This window comes from Acinetobacter lactucae (genome assembly GCF_013122135.1).
GTDB lineage: Bacteria > Pseudomonadota > Gammaproteobacteria > Pseudomonadales > Moraxellaceae > Acinetobacter > Acinetobacter lactucae.
Window position 1 is genome coordinate 2,804,355 of sequence record NZ_CP053391.1, and the last position, 16,935, is coordinate 2,821,289.

General features: G+C 37.7%; 13 protein-coding genes and 1 pseudogene. 6 read left to right on the forward strand and 8 right to left on the reverse strand.

Going from position 1 to position 16,935, the window contains the following annotated elements; translation table 11 throughout:
- Positions 1-254: 254 nt before the first annotated feature.
- Entirely contained in the window at positions 255-1,589 is a 1,335-nt protein-coding gene (gudD, locus tag HLV59_RS13150) for a glucarate dehydratase (protein ID WP_171430145.1), read from the reverse strand.
- A 284-nt stretch (positions 1,590-1,873) separates the two neighbouring features.
- On the opposite strand from gudD, the gene HLV59_RS13155 reads away from it, so the two are divergent.
- From HLV59_RS13155 to HLV59_RS13165, 3 genes are all read left to right on the forward strand, one after another.
- On the forward strand, positions 1,874-3,232 hold the full coding sequence (locus HLV59_RS13155; RefSeq protein WP_016143255.1) for an MFS transporter: 1,359 nt from the start codon (positions 1,874-1,876) through the stop codon (positions 3,230-3,232).
- Positions 3,233-3,302: 70 nt separating this feature from the next.
- Positions 3,303-4,850 (forward strand): galactarate dehydratase, encoded by a 1,548-nt coding sequence (garD, locus tag HLV59_RS13160; RefSeq protein ID WP_171430146.1) that lies wholly within the window; start codon positions 3,303-3,305, stop codon positions 4,848-4,850.
- Positions 4,851-4,976: 126 nt separating this feature from the next.
- Positions 4,977-5,873, forward strand: a complete 897-nt coding sequence (locus HLV59_RS13165; protein ID WP_171430147.1) for a DMT family transporter — start codon at positions 4,977-4,979, stop codon at positions 5,871-5,873.
- A 15-nt stretch (positions 5,874-5,888) separates the two neighbouring features.
- Here HLV59_RS13165 and HLV59_RS13170 read toward each other — a convergent pair whose 3' ends face one another.
- Positions 5,889-6,959, reverse strand: a complete 1,071-nt coding sequence (locus tag HLV59_RS13170) for an AraC family transcriptional regulator (protein WP_171430148.1) — start codon at positions 6,957-6,959, stop codon at positions 5,889-5,891.
- 129 nt (positions 6,960-7,088) lie between these two features.
- On the opposite strand from HLV59_RS13170, the gene HLV59_RS13175 reads away from it, so the two are divergent.
- Positions 7,089-8,549 carry a coniferyl aldehyde dehydrogenase gene (locus HLV59_RS13175; RefSeq protein WP_171430149.1) on the forward strand — a complete coding sequence of 487 codons (1,461 nt, stop codon included), beginning with the start codon at positions 7,089-7,091 and terminating at the stop codon, positions 8,547-8,549.
- A gap of 176 nt (positions 8,550-8,725) precedes the next feature.
- On the opposite strand, the gene HLV59_RS13180 is transcribed toward HLV59_RS13175, so the two are convergent.
- The 6 genes and pseudogenes from HLV59_RS13180 to HLV59_RS13205 form a co-directional block, all read right to left on the reverse strand.
- Positions 8,726-9,064, reverse strand: coding sequence for a hypothetical protein (locus tag HLV59_RS13180; protein WP_062849032.1), 339 nt, complete (start codon positions 9,062-9,064; stop codon positions 8,726-8,728).
- A 205-nt stretch (positions 9,065-9,269) separates the two neighbouring features.
- Positions 9,270-9,719, reverse strand: a complete 450-nt coding sequence (locus tag HLV59_RS13185; RefSeq protein WP_171430629.1) for a DUF4265 domain-containing protein — start codon at positions 9,717-9,719, stop codon at positions 9,270-9,272.
- A gap of 70 nt (positions 9,720-9,789) precedes the next feature.
- Positions 9,790-10,199 (reverse strand): annotated as a pseudogene (locus tag HLV59_RS13190) (hypothetical protein).
- Positions 10,200-10,421: 222 nt separating this feature from the next.
- Entirely contained in the window at positions 10,422-11,885 is a 1,464-nt protein-coding gene (locus tag HLV59_RS13195; RefSeq protein ID WP_216606723.1) for an amino acid permease, read from the reverse strand.
- 398 nt (positions 11,886-12,283) lie between these two features.
- Entirely contained in the window at positions 12,284-13,378 is a 1,095-nt protein-coding gene (gene astA / locus HLV59_RS13200; RefSeq protein WP_171430150.1) for an arginine N-succinyltransferase, read from the reverse strand.
- The gene (locus tag HLV59_RS13205) at positions 13,375-14,610 is read right to left on the reverse strand and encodes an aspartate aminotransferase family protein (protein ID WP_171430151.1); all 1,236 of its coding nucleotides are present in this window, start codon (positions 14,608-14,610) and stop codon (positions 13,375-13,377) included. Before HLV59_RS13205 ends, astA begins: the two co-directional genes overlap by 4 nt.
- 135 nt (positions 14,611-14,745) lie before the next feature.
- Here HLV59_RS13205 and HLV59_RS13210 point away from each other — a divergent pair, with 135 nt between their 5' ends.
- Together HLV59_RS13210 and HLV59_RS13215 are read left to right on the forward strand one after the other, a co-directional pair.
- Positions 14,746-15,168, forward strand: coding sequence for an Lrp/AsnC family transcriptional regulator (locus HLV59_RS13210; protein WP_002120489.1), 423 nt, complete (start codon positions 14,746-14,748; stop codon positions 15,166-15,168).
- 335 nt (positions 15,169-15,503) lie between these two features.
- Complete coding sequence (locus tag HLV59_RS13215) at positions 15,504-16,934, forward strand: gamma-aminobutyraldehyde dehydrogenase (RefSeq protein WP_171430152.1); 1,431 nt, start codon at positions 15,504-15,506, stop codon at positions 16,932-16,934.
- Position 16,935: the final 1 nt, after the last annotated feature.

Consider the following 16,935-nt stretch of genomic DNA (forward strand, 5'->3'; position numbering starts at 1 on the left):
ATACATGTTTATGTTGTCAGACATCTTACATCATAAATTTTATTTTAATCAATATATTTTTCCTCTGAAAAATTAAATTTTTTAAAAAGATCAAAGTTCATTACCCAAAATTATTTAACCTATTGTTTTATAAAATATATTTTAAAATTCTTAATTTTAAGGCTAATCGTTAGACATAAAAAAAGCTGCCCATATGGACAGCAAAGTATTAAGAAAACTCAAAAAGCGAATTTTTCAAAAATATCGGTAAAATATCAACGAACCAAACACGGCTTTTTATTATTAAACGACCAATTTGGTATTAAAAATTGCATCGCATCGGCATCATTACGAGCCCCTAAACCTTTTAATTTATACAATTCATGGGCTTGATTAATTCGATCCCAGTCCAGCTCAACCCCAAGTCCTGGTGCGGTTGGCACCTGAATTTTACCGTCTTTAATTTCAAGCGGGGCTTTTGTTAGCTGATCTGTACCTTCTTGCCAAATCCAATGTGTATCAATTGCCGTAACCTTACCTACGGCAGCAGCTGCAACATGGGTAAACATGGCCAGTGAAATATCAAAGTGATTATTAGAATGCGAACCCCACGTTAAATTGTACATATTGCAGAGCTGCGATACTCGAACCGAACCTTCCAATGTCCAGAAATGTGGATCAGCCAAAGGAATATCAACAGCTTGCAATTGAATACTATGCGACATTTCTCGCCAGTCCGTAGCAATCATATTGGTCGCAGTGGGTAAGCCTGTTGCACGTTTAAACTCGGCCATAATTTCACGGCTTGAATAACCTTGTTCTGCACCGCATGGGTCTTCTGCATAGGCCAACACCCCTTTAAGATGTTTGCCTAAAGCAATTGCTTCATCTAAAAACCATGCACCGTTTGGATCAAGCGTCACACGCGCTTCTGGAAAACGGCGCGCGATTGCTGTAACAGCTTCAGCTTCTTGTTCGCCCTGTAACACGCCACCTTTTAATTTAAAGTCTTTAAAACCATAACGGTCATAAGATGCTTCTGCTAAACGCTGTACAGCCTCAGGTGTTAACGCTTTTTCATGACGGACTTTATACCAATCATGGTGATGTTGAGGTGTTGTCGCATAGTCTAATGAAGTCTGTTTTCGGTCACCGATAAAGAACAAATATCCTAAAACTTCAACTTCACTACGTTGCTGACCTTCACCAAGCAAACTTGCGACATTCACATTCAAATGCTTACCAAGCAAATCAAGTAATGCTGACTCATAAGCCGTTACAACATGAATTGTGGTACGTAAATCAAAGGTTTGATTGCCTCGGCCACCACTATCACGATCAGCAAAAGTTTGCTGAATTTTCTTGAGTAGATTTTTATATTCGCCAATCGGCTGCCCTTCTACTAAGGCTTTAGCATCATTTAATGTCGCTAAAATTTTTTCTCCACCCGGAATTTCACCTACACCAATATTTCCAGAATTATCTTCGATAATAAGTATGTTACGAGTGAAATAAGGTCCATGAGCACCACTCAAATTGAGCAGCATGCTGTCATGTCCAGCAACAGGAATTGCTCGAATTGACTTAATGATAGGTGTAGAGGTCGCCATTAAAATACTCCTTGGCATATTGATACTATTTTTTCATCACTAAAACTTATAAGACATCAGACAACTTGTCAATATAAAGCCGTATAAAAATTATTTTTCGACCCTACTTGCCAAAATAATATTTTTAATCATATGATGTCATACATCTAAAGGCGCGGTTTTAGAATTAGGACTATAGAGTAGAGACAAAATTCCGTTTTCTCATCTATTCTATCGATGAATTTGACATGACGTCACCTATTTCACGGATATGCAAATAGGTCGATTATTAAAAGAGTTTGTATATGGATAATCTGCAAACAAATATTGCTGTAGTGACTCAGCAAAGAGCCAAACATACAAAAACTCGCTACTACATTCTTGCGATGATTTTTTTGGTCACGGCTTTTAATTACGGTGATCGTGCAACCCTTTCAATGGCTGCAACGCCAATGTCTCATGAGCTGGGAATCGACTCAGTCACCATGGGTTATATTTTCTCGGCCTTTGCATGGGCTTATGTAATTGGTCAAATACCAGGTGGTTGGCTACTCGATAAGTTCGGTGCTCGCCGTGTATATTTCTGGAGTCTGTTTTTATGGTCGTTATTCACTGTTTTAATCGGTTTTACCGACATTTTAGGTGATACTGCGACCATTATTACTTCACTCTTTGTACTCAGATTTTTAGTGGGTTTGTCTGAGTCACCTGCTTTTCCGGGTAATAGTAAAATTGCTGCTGCATGGTTTCCAACCAAAGAACGTGGAACCGCCGCTGCCATTTTTAACTCCTCATCTTATTTCTCAACTGTACTTTTTGCTCCCCTGATGGGTTGGCTGGTTGCAACCGTCCATTGGCAGTCTATTTTCTGGGTCATGGGTGGTCTTGGAATCATTCTTTCCTTTATCTGGCTCAAGGTCATTTATAGCCCGACCAATCATCCAACAGTGAATCCCGAAGAAGTAAAATATATTGCTTCAGAAGGTGCTTTACTCGACATGGGTGAAAATAGCCAAAATAATAAAAAAGAGAAAATTACTTGGAGTAAAGTTAAGCAACTGCTTGCTTCACGTATGATGCTCGGTATTTTTATTGGGCAATATTGTGTAAATACACTGACCTATTTTTTCTTGACTTGGTTCCCTGTTTACCTTGTGAAAGAAAGACATCTCAGCATTTTAGAAGCGGGTTTTGCAGCAGTTGCACCAGCACTCTGTGGCTTTGTAGGCGGAATTTTAGGTGGCTTGATTTCAGATAAGTTAATTCGAATGAATTACAGCTTAAGCTTTTCAAGAAAGCTCCCAATCGTGGTCGGATTCTTGGTTTCAACCTCAATCATTATGTGTAATTACGTCGATTCTCAAGCAGCAATCGTATTCTTTATGTCTTTATCTTTCTTTGGGAAAGGCATCGGCTCTTTAGGTTGGGCAGTCATGTCTGATGTTGCACCAAAAGAAATGGTGGGTTTATCAGGCGGAATGATGAATGCGTTTGGTAATACGGCAGGAATCGTAACCCCAATTGTGATCGGCTATATCTTGGCAAGTACTGGTTCTTTCAACCTTGCATTGACTTATGTCGGTGTGCATGCGATTGCAGCAGTGATTTGCTATACCGCTATTGTGGGCAAAATCCAGCGCTTCGAGTTAAAACCTACCTCTTAAAAAATTAAGTCATAACGCTTAAACAAATTAAGCGTTATGACCTCTCTTCAAATGTATACAAGGAACGATCATGCTGAAGCCTCTCCTCATAAAAATTAGTCCTCTTGATAATGTAGCCATTGTGGTGAATGACGGCGGTTTACCACCTTCTACACCTATTAAGGAATACCAACTCATCTTGGTTGATCATGTGCCACAGGGACATAAAGTTTTATTAGAGTCATTAAAGCAAGGTGAAGCCATTGTTCGTTATGGCGAAGTTATTGGCTATGCCAATAAAGATTTACCCGCAGGTTCATGGGTAAATGAAGCCGTTACCCAAATGCCCGAGGCACCTGAGCTAGATGATCTTGAGCTAGCAACTCGTCCTGATCCAAAGCTTCCAGCCTTGAGCGGATATACATTTAAAGGTTATAAAAATAAAGATGGTAGCGTCGGCACAAAGAATATTTTAGGTATTACGACCAGTGTTAACTGTGTAGAAGGTATTGTCGATTATGTCGTTAAAATTATTGAACGTGATTTACTTCCTAAATATCCAAATGTAGATGGTGTAGTCGGATTAAACCATTTATATGGCTGCGGTGTGGCAATCGATGCACCCGCTGCAATTGTTCCTATTCGTACAATTCATAATCTTGCACTCAACCCTAATTTTGGTGGAGAAATTATGGTGGTGAGTCTGGGCTGCGAAAAAATGCAACCCGAACGACTTTTAAATATTCCTAAAGAAAACAAATATATTCCCCTAGCAAACGAAGATATTATTCAGTTGCAAGATGAACGTCTTAACGGTTTTGAAAGTATGGTCAATCATATTTTAACCGTGGCAGAACAACACCTCGAAAAGCTTAATCAACGTACTCGAGAAGAAGTTCCAGCTTCTCATTTGGTTATAGGCATGCAATGTGGTGGGAGTGATGCATTTTCGGGAGTTACCTCTAACCCTGCCGTTGGTTTCGCAGCTGACTTGATTGTGCAATGTGGCGGTACAGTCATGTTCTCTGAGGTTACGGAAGTCCGCGATGGTATTCACCTACTTACTCCACGTGCAGCAAATGAACAAGTTGCCAAAGATCTAATTCGGGAAATGAAATGGTACGACGACTATTTAGCAGCAGGCCAAGTCGACCGAAGTGCCAATACTACACCGGGTAATAAAAAAGGTGGGCTGAATAACATTGTAGAAAAAGCGATGGGATCGATCGCAAAATCGGGTCGCTCACCGATTGTAGAAGTTCTCGCACCAGGTCAAAGACCGACAAAAAAAGGATTAATTTTTGCGGCAACACCATCAAGTGACTTTATCTGTGGTACGCAGCAAATGGCATCTGGTATTACCGTTCAAGTCTTTACTACAGGTCGCGGTACACCCTACGGGTTGGCAGCAGTGCCGGTCATTAAAATGGCAAGCCGAAACAATATTGCAAACCGTTGGTATGACCTGATTGATATCAGTGCTGGCGATATTGCCATTGGACAGAAAACTATTGAAGAAGTGGGCTGGGAACTTTTTGAACTGATTTTACAAGTGGCTAGTGGTGAAAAACAAACGTGGTCGGACCGTTGGGGTATTCATAACTCACTCGCTGTATTTAACCCTGCACCCGTGACCTAACAAAGTTTAAAAGATGAGGCATATCACCTCATCTTTTTCACATTTTCTATATTAATTACGACACATTTCACCAAAACTTAACATCGCTGCTAAAATAACATCGAAAATTAAGAACTCTATTTCTCTATGCAAAATCAGACGGCTTCAAATCTCCCCTCAACTCAACTTGGAAAAGCACTGCTTTGTCTTATGACGTCGGCATTACTATTTTCAATTATGGGGGTGTGCATTCGTTTTGCTTCAGAAACGGTAGACAATGCGACTGTCGTGTTTTTTAGAAATGCAGTGGGTTTGTTTATTTTTATTCCGATGCTCTTTAAACAGGGGCTAGATTTTATTAAAACCGATAAACTCTGGATGCATACGTGGCGAAGCTTCGTGGGACTTGCCGCAATGTATGGTTTTTTCTATGCCATTGCGAACTTAAAATTATCAAACGCCATGGTTTTTAGTTATTCATCTCCTATTTTTATTCCGCTGATTGCATGGCTTTTCTTAAAAGAAAAAATTACTAAATCAATGATTTTTGCCGCGGTTATTGGACTTGTTGGGGTTTTATTTGTCGCTAAACCCGACCAAGGTTTATTTAACGCATTATCTTTTATTGGCTTGGGTGCATGCTTTTTATCCGCAATGGCTTTTGTCACCGTAAGAGCTTTAACCAGTACAGAGCCACCTGAACGTATCGTTTTTTATTTCTGTATTTTTGGTAGTTTAATTTCCTCTATTCCAATGTTCTGGCATTGGCGTATTTTCACTTGGCATGAACTGGCATTGCTGATTGCCGCAGGACTTTTAGCAAATATAAGCCAACTATTTATGTCTTATGCTTATAGCTTAGCGCCAGCAGGACAAATTGGCCCAATGAATTACATTGCTATTATTTTTGCAGGAATATGGGGATTTGTTTTTTGGCATGAATTACCGGATCTATTCAGCATTATCGGCATATTTATTATTTTATTTGCGATTTTGCTCTGTAATCCATTTTTGCAGAAAAAGTTACTCTCTCGATTTAAATAGCCGACATACCTGATTCTAATTTAGGTACTGTATTCGGTACTCATTTGGTGAAATGCCTGTCCAGTGACGATAGGCTTTTCTAAAATTAGAGGTATCTGAAAAGCCAATTCTCTCAGCAATTTCATCTACAGTTAAAGTTGTTTCTCGCAAATATTCATCGGCAAGACGGCGCCGAGTTTCATCTAACAGTTCCTGATAGGTTAAATCAAAACCTGCCAAGCGCCGATGTAAGGTCCGCTTTGACATATGTAAACGTTCAGCCATTTCTTGGGCCGATGGAAAAAGCCCTGTTCCATCCAATAATATTAAACGGATTGTTTTTACCAACTCAGGCTCTTCAAGTTCAGCAGCACCCAACATCCGTTCACAAAATGACTTACACATATCAGCGGTAATCGGGTTGGCATTTGGACAAGGTACATCGAGCCACTTTAAATCAAAGTGCCATTGCATCACTCCAGCATTAAACTGAACAGGACAATGAAAAACCTTTTCATATTCTTCTGCATAGTCAGGCGCTGGATAGGGCAACAAAAGCTTCTTGGCTTGAAATGGTCCTTCAAGCACACGTTCAATTAAGGTTTGCATGGAGCTAAACCAAAACTCGCACACTAAAGGCAGAAGCTTACCAAGTGCAATAATGTCCTGTCCTTCAAAAATGGCAGCATCATCTCGAATATAAAAAGACTTTTTTAAAATAGGCCCTGCAAGCTTAATGTGTCGAATACCCAGCTCTACTGCTTGTCTAAAATTACGCGAAGAGTAAAGTGCGTAACCATACACCCCAAAATCTGATAACCGCTGCTTTTGCCCTGCACGCAGACCAATTAAGGGATCGTGAGATAGTTTTTGAATATTTTGAAATAACTGAATTTTTTGGACTTGAGAAATATATAAAGAGGATTGATTCATCGGATCTGGTGAAATATTTGTGCCAGACAGAACTTCTGATATTGAATGGCCTTGCGAACCCATTTCATCAAATAAACTGGTCAAACCCAGCAAATATGTATTCGAGCCTAAGGATGTATTATCATAATTTCCATCGATAACTCTATTTGCATTTTTATAAAGATTATTAGGCATTTAACTCACACCATCCCTAGAGTGACGTGCATAATGGCACTAAACTACCTCGTGTTGTCTCAATTTAACATCGACCATACGACGCTTCAAGCATAAAGTATGATAAGCAAAAGTATGGAAGAAACAATAATGGAACACTCCACTTTAAAAGAATATAGCGGCTCTGCCACTGAACATATGGAACTTATTTTTTCCAAACAACGTGCCAATTTTGAGGCAGATCCATACCCAAGTCTTGAAGCACGCCGCACAAAACTGCATCAACTCAAAAAACAAATTATTCGTTATCAAGATGCTTTGGCTGCCGCGATTAATTCCGATTTTAGTTCCAGATCGCTTGATGAATCTAAATTACTCGATTTGCTTGGCTCTGTGTTAGAGGCTGATCATGCGATTCATCATTTACGCCGCTGGATGCGCCCAAGTAAACGCCGTACCGAGCTTTTATTTTTATCGAACCGTTTAAGTGTGCAATATCAACCTAAAGGCGTGGTTGGTGTCATTGTTCCTTGGAACTTCCCCGTTTATTTAGCACTTGGTCCGCTCATTGCCGCATTAGCTGCAGGCAACCGAGTTATGATTAAGCTGCCTGAAATTACCCCAAATACCAATGCAATGCTTCGACGCATGCTTGCTGAAGTCTTTAATGAAGATGAAGTAGCCGTGTTTGGTGAAGAAATTACAGACCCCGCAAGATTCACCACTTTGCCATTTAACCATATTGTATTTACTGGTTCTCCTGCGATTGGCAAGGTCGTTATGCGAGCAGCGGCTGAAAATCTAACACCTGTTACACTCGAATTAGGTGGGAAATCACCTGCAATTGTAAGCCGCAACTACCCGCTTACCGATGCTGCAAAACGTATTACGCATGGTAAAGCAACAAATAGTGGGCAAATCTGTGTAGCACCTGACTATGCGTTGGTTCCAAAAGAAAGTATTGATGAGTTTGTGGATGCTGCAAAATCAAGCTTTATAAAAATGTTTGGTCAGAACATCACAAACAATGAAAATTACACATCCATTGTGAATGACCGTCATTTAAAACGTATTCAAGATATTTTGACCGATGCACAGGAAAAAGGTGCTCGTGTTATTCCTTGCGATACTTATAGTTTTGACCAACAAGGTCGCAGAATGCCTGTACAGATTGTGCTGAATTGCACGCCAGATATGCGCATAATGAAAGAAGAACTCTTTGGCCCTATTTTACCAGTGGTGGCTTACGATTCTTTAGATGATGCAATTACTTATGTGAAATCGGACGAACGACCTTTAGCACTTTATTGCTTTACGCATAGCTCAGTAGAACGCGACCGAATTTTGCGTGAAACTCATTCGGGGGGCGTGACCATCAATGACTGGGGCTGGCATGTAGTTAACCATGATGCTCCTTTTGGTGGTATCGGCAACTCAGGTATGGGGTCATATCATGGCGAAGAAGGTTTCCGCGAACTTTCACATGCAAAAACTGTATTTATTCGTCATCGGTTTTTTCCGACTCAGCTTTTCCATCCTCCTTATGGAACGTTTCTTCAAAAATTAGCGATTCGCTTTTTTTTGAAAAAAGGCGATCCGAATATTAAGTAACTATTATAGAAAAAGCCTCGTAATGAGGCTTTTTTTTGGATTTTAATTGATCACTGGTTTTTTAAAAGAATAATAAAAATCCAAGCCATACAACTTCACCCAAACAATGGCAAATCACTGCACAACTATCTGTTTTATAATTAAAAAAATAGACCACAGCTATTAATTTTTAAAATTCATTTAATAAATTCTATTGTATACCCATCAATCTTTTTTTGGTCATTTTCAAAAAGTTTCAATTTAATCAATCCGCTAGTAATATTTCCTTTAACAGAATATGTATAGTAATAATAGCTTTGCTCACCACCATCACCTCCAAAATATTTCCCAGCCTTACGTAAATTATATTGTGTTATATCACCATATTTATTACGTAGTTCTATATCTTGCTTAAAGACTTGATCAATATAGATTTCATTATTTTTAGAAAGCCTATTTGCTATATAGTTTGTTATCAACATAAGTGGTGCTAATAAAGCTATTATTATCAGTATTTTTTTCATATTAAATTTCATTATTACGTACCATAAAAATTAAAAAACTAACTCTCACAAATGATATTCCACAATTCTTCATTATCACTATAATTTTTTCCAAAATATTCAACCCAAAATTACTGCACCTAAGATTAAACAAAAAATTATTTATTTAACTTATTAATATTATTTACGATTATTTTCTCCTTTCTTTCATTTACTATTTTTTAAATAGATATAAAAACTAAAATAAATCTCCTAAATACTTATCCGACAAGCATGATTCCTCATAATCAAGAAAATCCTCCCTATCATCTAAATATTTTTTAATTAGAGCATAATCAACCTTTTTAGGTATATTAATTGCATAATAGTGTCTACTTTCAAAGCCTTCCCAACCACACAAATAAGATTCCAAAGTAGTTAATATTTTTTCAATACCTTTAATATCGTTATTAAGAAATACAATTCTTAATGTTGAATTGTTAGATGGCTTTATTAAATCATCAAAATAGAATGTTTCATCATCTATTTCAACCTGAATAAGATCATCAAATGCAAGGTTAGGTGCAAAGAAAGGAATACTCCTAATAAAGTATTGATCAGTCCTGTACATCTCTCCCCATATTAAATTTTTTGATAGTTCATTATTGTGATCTAAATAGTCTATTATAATTTTTTGCTTATCTACTATACTTCCTTTTTATTTAAGATTTTTTTTGAATTATATATATTTTCAAACATCTATTTCTATCATTATAATTTTAATCATAATATCCTTCTATGAATATTATGATTGCTTCAACTGGTAAAAATGGTTCTTCTTCATAATCGGCTCATAAAAACCTATCCCAAATTTAAATGAAGTTAGACCATCCCCATCAATAGCAATACCTTTATCGAATGAAGCCATTAGCTTATAAGCTTCTGATGCAGGAAGATTAAATAATTCTACACCTTTAAAAAGAATTTGAGCAGGTTCATAAAACTCTAATGCTATAACTTTATCAGTACTATCATAATCTATATTAATACCTACTTCTTCATAACCATCAGAAGAAAAATTTTTCCCAAAGACCCTAAGCTCATACTCAGAAAAAAACTTTCTTACTTCTTCTCTTTTCATACCAAACTTAATTAAACTAGTTCCCACATATGGGATTATTTCAAACATTATTCTTTCTCAACTATTTTTTAAGTAATTAGCAACTCTATAAGTAGTATATATAACCACATTTATAATTTTTTATCATATCTCTTTTCAAATTTAACTTACATATCACCTATCTCTTTAAGTTAACCTTCTTCTTTAAGTTTTATCTTTCAATCAGTTCCTACTTTTTAAAATAAAAAAGCTAGACACACGCCTAGCTTTAAAAACATTTCATCTTCTAGCTTAAATATAATCAACCTTTTGTGATTTTAAAATATCAAGCTGCAACATCTTTTTCTTTTTATATTTATACGCAATAAATAAACCAATAAACCAGATTGGTGAGCACTCAAGTGCAATTAAAGTATCATGGTCCAAAGCCAAAATTACGATAGTAAACACTAAAAATAACATGGTCATCCATGCCATAAATAAACCACCTGGCATTTTATATTGAGATTGAATGTGTAGTTCAGGGCTTTTCTTACGATAATAAATATATGAAAGCACTATCAACATAAACGTAAAAATACATAAAATTGAAGTGAGCGCTGAAATAATCGTAAATGCAGTCATAACATTAGGCACAATAAATAAAATAGATGTTCCAACCGTTACGCACGCCATTGAAAATATAAGTCCGCGAATTGGAACTTTTCTTTTTGACAGCTTACTAAAGCTTTTAGGGGCATCGTTGTCTAAAGCCAAACCGTATAACATACGGCTGGTCGCAAAGATTCCACTGTTTGCAGAAGATAAAGCTGAAGTCGCAACAACAAAGTTGATTAAACCTGCCGCAATTGGTAACCCGACCAAAGTAAACATTTCCACAAATGGGCTCTTTTCTGGTGAAACTTTTGCCCAAGATGTGACTGCAATAATACAAACCAACGCGCCTACATAGAATAATAAAATACGTAAAGGAATAGAGTTAATCGCTTTTGGAAGTGATTTATGCGGATCTTTAGTTTCAGCAGCAGTCGTACCAACCAGCTCAATACCCACAAATGCAAATATAGCAATTTGAAAACCTGCCAAGAAACCTGTTACACTATAAGGAAACATTGATTCTGTTTCAAACAAATGGCTCATTGAAGCCTTAACCCCATTTGGAGAAGTAAACCCGGTCCCAATTAAATAAATACCAGCCAGAATAAATAGAATAATTGCAGTAATTTTGATGAGTGAGAACCAAAACTCAAGTTCACCAAAAAGCCGAACGGCCACAAAGTTGAGTATGGTTAAGATGGCCAATGAAGTAAATGCCGGAATCCAGACGGGTAAATCGGGATACCAAAACTGCATGTACCCTCCGATCACGATTACATCGGCAATAGCTGTAATAATCCAGTTACACCAGTAGGACCAACCAAGGAAAAACCCCGCCCACGGACCTAGATAAGCCGTTGCAAAATCGGCGAATGTTTTAAAATTAGTGTTCGCAAGCAACAATTCACCCATTGCCCGCATCACGAAGAAAAAGAAGAAACCAATAATTAAATAGGTTAAAACAATTGAAGTACCCGAAACACTTAATGTTTTCCCGGAACCCATAAATAATCCAGTACCAATTGCACCACCGATTGCGATCATTTGAATATGACGATTTGTCAATGAGCGCTGCAATTTCTCTTCTTCTTGCTCAGTCATATGTTGACTACCAAGAAGATCTCCTTCCAGGAACTGCTTTCCGTTATTCTTACTCATGTAATATTTACTCCAATTTATAGCAACCGTCGTAAATGCTTTAATAATAAACAAATTATATGATTATTAATTTAGTCCATTAAACCATTCTAAAATATTATTAAATCACTTAAGACCTTATAAATTCCTTTTTAAAAGCCATCACCTATAACAATAAAAATTATTCATCATTCCTTTCCTTCATTATTATATTAGCCTGATTTCCAAAATATAATTTCGATAAACATTTAAAATATATAAACTAATTAAATATTTTATTGATTTAACTTTTATATAGAAAAACAGGCTAATTAATCTCAGCTCAGCGAGCAAGATTGTATTTATCCATATACCCATCTTGCGCTAGCGATAATATAGTATTCCTTCTTAAATTTGGTGAAATGTGTAGTAATTTCCGCTTAATTAACAGCCATTCGAAAATGTTCAGTGGCTTTGAGTTTATTGACCACTTCTGGACTCGAAACTTGTTTAACATGAATACTTAGCACCCGAACTAAAGAGCCATTTTCAACATTCAATTGGTTTGCCTGTTCTTTTGTTAACTGCAATATGTTCTGATGAGGCTGGCTATACACAAGAATGGCGCGATAATTTTCATAGTCATCATTGGCCACAATGTAAGATTCATCCCCTACAGCGATATTTTCAGTTTGTTCGACTTGTACCGTTACGGACTGACTTTCTTTAATCGCCCTTAAATTTTCGATATCTGCTTGCAACGTCGCACCGCCATCAAAAATATCGACATAGCCTTTATAGCGCAGTCCTTCTTCAAGCAAGAGATTGTAGGCTGGTCGAGTATTTGGGTGAACAATGCCAATCACAGCTTTAGCATCGTCCGGCAACATATCGACATAGAGTGGATGTCTTGGCATCAGCTCAGCAATAAAAGCCTTTTGCCCGACACCACTTAAGTAATCGGCTTTGGTAAATTCAATATTAAAAAACTTATGCCCTACCGCATTCCAAAATGGTGATTGCCCATTTGCATCAGAATAGCCGCGCATTTCAGCAACAATCGTTTCTTCGAAATATTGGCGAAAAGCTGACAGAAACAAGAAGCGTACTTTAGATAAAAATTTGCCATTTTTATTTAAGCGATAGTCAGGGTCTAAAAATAAAGTACAAAGCTCACTACAGTTGGTATGGTCATTACTCAAATACAAAGTCGGTAAAGCGTTATAAACACTTAACGGTTCAGAAGCATGAACTTGTGTTCCTACATGGAAGTTATACCAAGGCTCTTTTAAACCAAGTGCGACTTCAATACCGCAAACACCGACAACTTTGTTGAGTTCAGTATCTTCTAAAACAAATAGGTAAACCTGATCTGCCTTTGGGAGTTCGCCTGTGACTGTCTTACACGCCCTCTCAATACGAGCAGCAAGTTTTTCCATATTAGGCTGCAAAGATGTCAAACCAAAACCCGCTTTTTTTGCCAACAGGTAAAGATCATTAACATCTTTAGGTTCGATGTAACGAATAATCATCATGCTGCTTGTTCATCCTTTTGAATTTCAACAAAGCGAGCAAGTGCACGTTCAAAGCGTTGCAAACCTTCATCAATGTCAGCAAATGGAATAATTAAAGATGGTGTAAAACGTACAACGTTTGGACCAGCAATCAGACTCAGCAAACCTTCTTCACCCGCAAGGTTATTGATGTCTTTTGCTTTACCTGCAAATTTGTCTTTTAAGGCACAACCAATCAGTAAACCTTCACCACGAATCGTTTCAAAGATTTCATATTTTTCATTTAATTTATTTAAAGCATTTTTATAGTAGTCATGGCGCTCTTTAACGCCATTCAGTACTTCAAGCGTATTAATAAACTCAAACACTGCACCAGCAACCGCACTTGCTAACGGGTTACCACCATAAGTCGTACCATGTGTACCCACTGAAAAATGCGGGGCAAACTTATCGGTTGTTAACATTGCACCGACTGGAAAACCGCCACCCAATGCTTTTGCAGTAGTTAATACATCCGGAATGACACCAGAGTTCATGTAGGCATAAAGTGCACCGGTACGGCCAACACCCGTTTGTACTTCATCAAAAATCAGTAAAGCACCGAATTCATCACACAGTGCACGTAAACCTTTTAAAAATTCGATGTCAGCAGGAATAACGCCGCCTTCACCTTGGATCGGCTCAACAATCACAGCACATGTTTGTTCATTAATGACTGCTTTTGCAGCGTCTAAATCATTGAAGGTAACATGGTTGATACCATTTGGAAGTGGTGCAAAGTCTTGTGAATATTTAGGTTGACCACCTGCTGAAACGGTAAATAAGGTACGACCATGGAATGCATTGTTAAATGCCACAATGCCACTTTTGCCAGCAACACCACTGTCTAAACCAACTTTACGAGCTAGTTTGAGTGCTGCTTCATTGGCTTCTGCACCTGAGTTACAGAAGAATACTTTATCGGCAAATGTATTTTCGGTGAGTTGTTTTGCAAGGCGTAGAACGGGTTCATTTGTATAACCATTGCCTACATGCCAAAGTTTTGTTGCTTGTTCTGATAAAGCATTTACTGCCACTGGATGCGCATGACCTAATGCGTTTACTGCAATCCCGCCTGCAAAATCGATATATTCTTTATTTTCTTGATCCCAAATACGTGAACCTTCGCCACGTACCGGAATGAAATTTGCCGGTGCAAAAACTGGAACCATCCACTCATTAAAGTCACTACGAGAAACTGCAAAATTATTCATCTTATCTAGTCCATTAAATTGAATTATTAGGCTTAACTGATGACCCTATTATTCAAAATCAAATTGATTCACAAAATTTGTAATTCAGTAAAAAATGAATTATTTTTTACCAATTTGATAATTGACAATTACAATATGGATAACATTGATCAAATTATTTTAGGTTTACTTAAAGATAACGCACGGATGTCTGTTACTGAGTTAGCCGAAAAAGTTCACGTTTCACGCGCAACGGTCAAAAAGAGAATCGAATATTTAGAGTCTTCAGGCATCATTACGGGATATACGGTACGGTTTAAACCCAATGCTGAACGCAACGTCATCCGTGCATGGATGAGCATTATGGTTGAAGGCACCAAGGCACAATCCGTAATTAAAGAACTACGCCTAGAAAGTGCCGTGGAATGTTTGCATAAAACCAATGGTAAATGGGACATTTTGGTTGAGCTACGCTCTGACACTTTAGAAAACTTCGATAAAGTTTTAGAGAGAATTAGAAATATTTCAGGTATTTATAATAGTGAAACCAGCATTCTGCTTGCGAGTCATAAGACCTAATCATCTGTCTGAATTTCAAATCATAAAACAAAAAACTGATGAGCTAAGCATAGGGTTTATGCTCATCAAACTGCTCTCGATTATAAAAATTCTTCTATTGTCTTTCGTCAAATCTACAAAGCTATTACGACAATAAACCTGCTCTAAAAAACTTCAATAAATTTTTAATTTTTTTTAAATAATCAAATCAAAAACTTAAAATCTAATTTGATTTAAATTCCAACTTTTTCCACCACTCCTCTTATCAAAGCATTTGACAGAAAATTTAAAACATAATACATATAGTATTATATGTTATATGTTATATGTTAAAACCTAAGGACAAGGTATAAAAAATGGCTAAAACTCAACTACAACACTTTATTAACGGCGAATATGTTGCTAGCAAAGGATCTGATTACTTCGATTTGGTAAGCCCAGTGACTGGTGAAGTTTATGCACAATCACCGAATGCAACCGAGGCAGAAGTTGATGCAGCTTATGCTGCTGCAAAAGAAGCATTTAAAATTTGGGGACGTAGTACACCTTCGACTCGTCAAAAAGCATTATTAAATTTGGCAGATGCGATTGAAGCAAATGCAGAGCGTTTAATTGAAGCTCAAAGCCGTAATACCGGTCAGTTAAAACACTTAATTGCATCTGAAGAAGTGGGTGCCTCAGCAGATCAGGTTCGTTTCTTTGCAGGCGCTGCCCGCTTACTCAATGGCACAGCTTCAGGTGAATATTTAGAAGGTTTAACCTCTTCTATTCGCCGCGAACCAGTCGGTGTAGTTGGCCAAGTCACACCTTGGAACTATCCACTCATGATGGCTGTTTGGAAAATTGCTCCAGCTTTGGCTGCGGGTAACACAGTAGTACTTAAACCAAGTGATACCACGCCTGAAAGTACACTTTTACTGGCAGAAATTGCTGCACCATTTTTCCCGAAAGGTGCATTTAACGTAGTGTTAGGTCAGGCTCAGGTTGGTTCAAAAGTTGTATCACATAAAACCCCTGCACTCGTTTCTATTACAGGTTCGGTTCGTGCCGGATTACAAGTTGCAGCTTCTGCCGCAGCAAATTTAGCAAAAGCGCATCTTGAGCTTGGTGGTAAAGCACCTGTAGTGGTTTTTGAAGATGCCGATCTTGATAAAGCAGTTGAAATGATTGCTTTAACGGGCTATTTCAATGCAGGACAAGACTGTACTGCGGCAACACGTGTAATTGTGGCTGAATCTGTTCATGATGAATTTTTAGCTAAGCTCGTTGAAGCTGCAAAAAATACCCGTTTCGGTGAACCTGATGATCAAGACGCACTTTATGGTCCGCTTAACAATGCCAATCAATTAAAGAATGTTAAAGCTTTCATCGACAATTTACCTGCTCACGCCAAAGTCGAAACAGGCGGCAAGCAAGCAGACCGCCCAGGCTTCTATTTTGAACCAACTGTGATTAGTGGTTTAGAACAACACGACGAAGCCATCCAAAATGAAATTTTTGGACCAGTGATTACCGTTCAGAAATTTACAGATGAAAATGATGCGATTGAAAAAGCCAACGATGTTGAATATGGCTTAGCTTCAAGTGTTTGGACTAAAGACCATGCCCGCGCCACTCGTCTTTCTCGTGAACTTGATTTCGGTACAGTTTGGATTAATACCCATATTCCTTTAACCGCAGAAATGCCACACGGCGGTTTCAAAAAATCAGGTTATGGTAAAGATTTATCTGGCTACGGTTTTGAAGAATATACTCGCGTTAAACATGTGATGAGTTCAAACGAATAAT

Excerpts from the sequence above, each read along its gene's own strand:
- gudD (WP_171430145.1), bottom strand. The coding sequence starts at position 1,589 with ATGGCGACCTCTACACCTATCATTAAGTCAATTCGAGCAATTCCTGTT.
- HLV59_RS13155 (WP_016143255.1), top strand. The coding sequence starts at position 1,874 with ATGGATAATCTGCAAACAAATATTGCTGTAGTGACTCAGCAAAGAGCC.
- garD (WP_171430146.1), top strand. The coding sequence starts at position 3,303 with ATGCTGAAGCCTCTCCTCATAAAAATTAGTCCTCTTGATAATGTAGCC.
- HLV59_RS13165 (WP_171430147.1), top strand. The coding sequence starts at position 4,977 with ATGCAAAATCAGACGGCTTCAAATCTCCCCTCAACTCAACTTGGAAAA.
- HLV59_RS13170 (WP_171430148.1), bottom strand. The coding sequence starts at position 6,959 with ATGCCTAATAATCTTTATAAAAATGCAAATAGAGTTATCGATGGAAAT.
- HLV59_RS13175 (WP_171430149.1), top strand. The coding sequence starts at position 7,089 with ATGGAACACTCCACTTTAAAAGAATATAGCGGCTCTGCCACTGAACAT.
- HLV59_RS13180 (WP_062849032.1), bottom strand. The coding sequence starts at position 9,064 with ATGAAATTTAATATGAAAAAAATACTGATAATAATAGCTTTATTAGCA.
- HLV59_RS13195 (WP_216606723.1), bottom strand. The coding sequence starts at position 11,885 with ATGAGTAAGAATAACGGAAAGCAGTTCCTGGAAGGAGATCTTCTTGGT.
- astA (WP_171430150.1), bottom strand. The coding sequence starts at position 13,378 with ATGATGATTATTCGTTACATCGAACCTAAAGATGTTAATGATCTTTAC.
- HLV59_RS13205 (WP_171430151.1), bottom strand. The coding sequence starts at position 14,610 with ATGAATAATTTTGCAGTTTCTCGTAGTGACTTTAATGAGTGGATGGTT.
- HLV59_RS13210 (WP_002120489.1), top strand. The coding sequence starts at position 14,746 with ATGGATAACATTGATCAAATTATTTTAGGTTTACTTAAAGATAACGCA.
- HLV59_RS13215 (WP_171430152.1), top strand. The coding sequence starts at position 15,504 with ATGGCTAAAACTCAACTACAACACTTTATTAACGGCGAATATGTTGCT.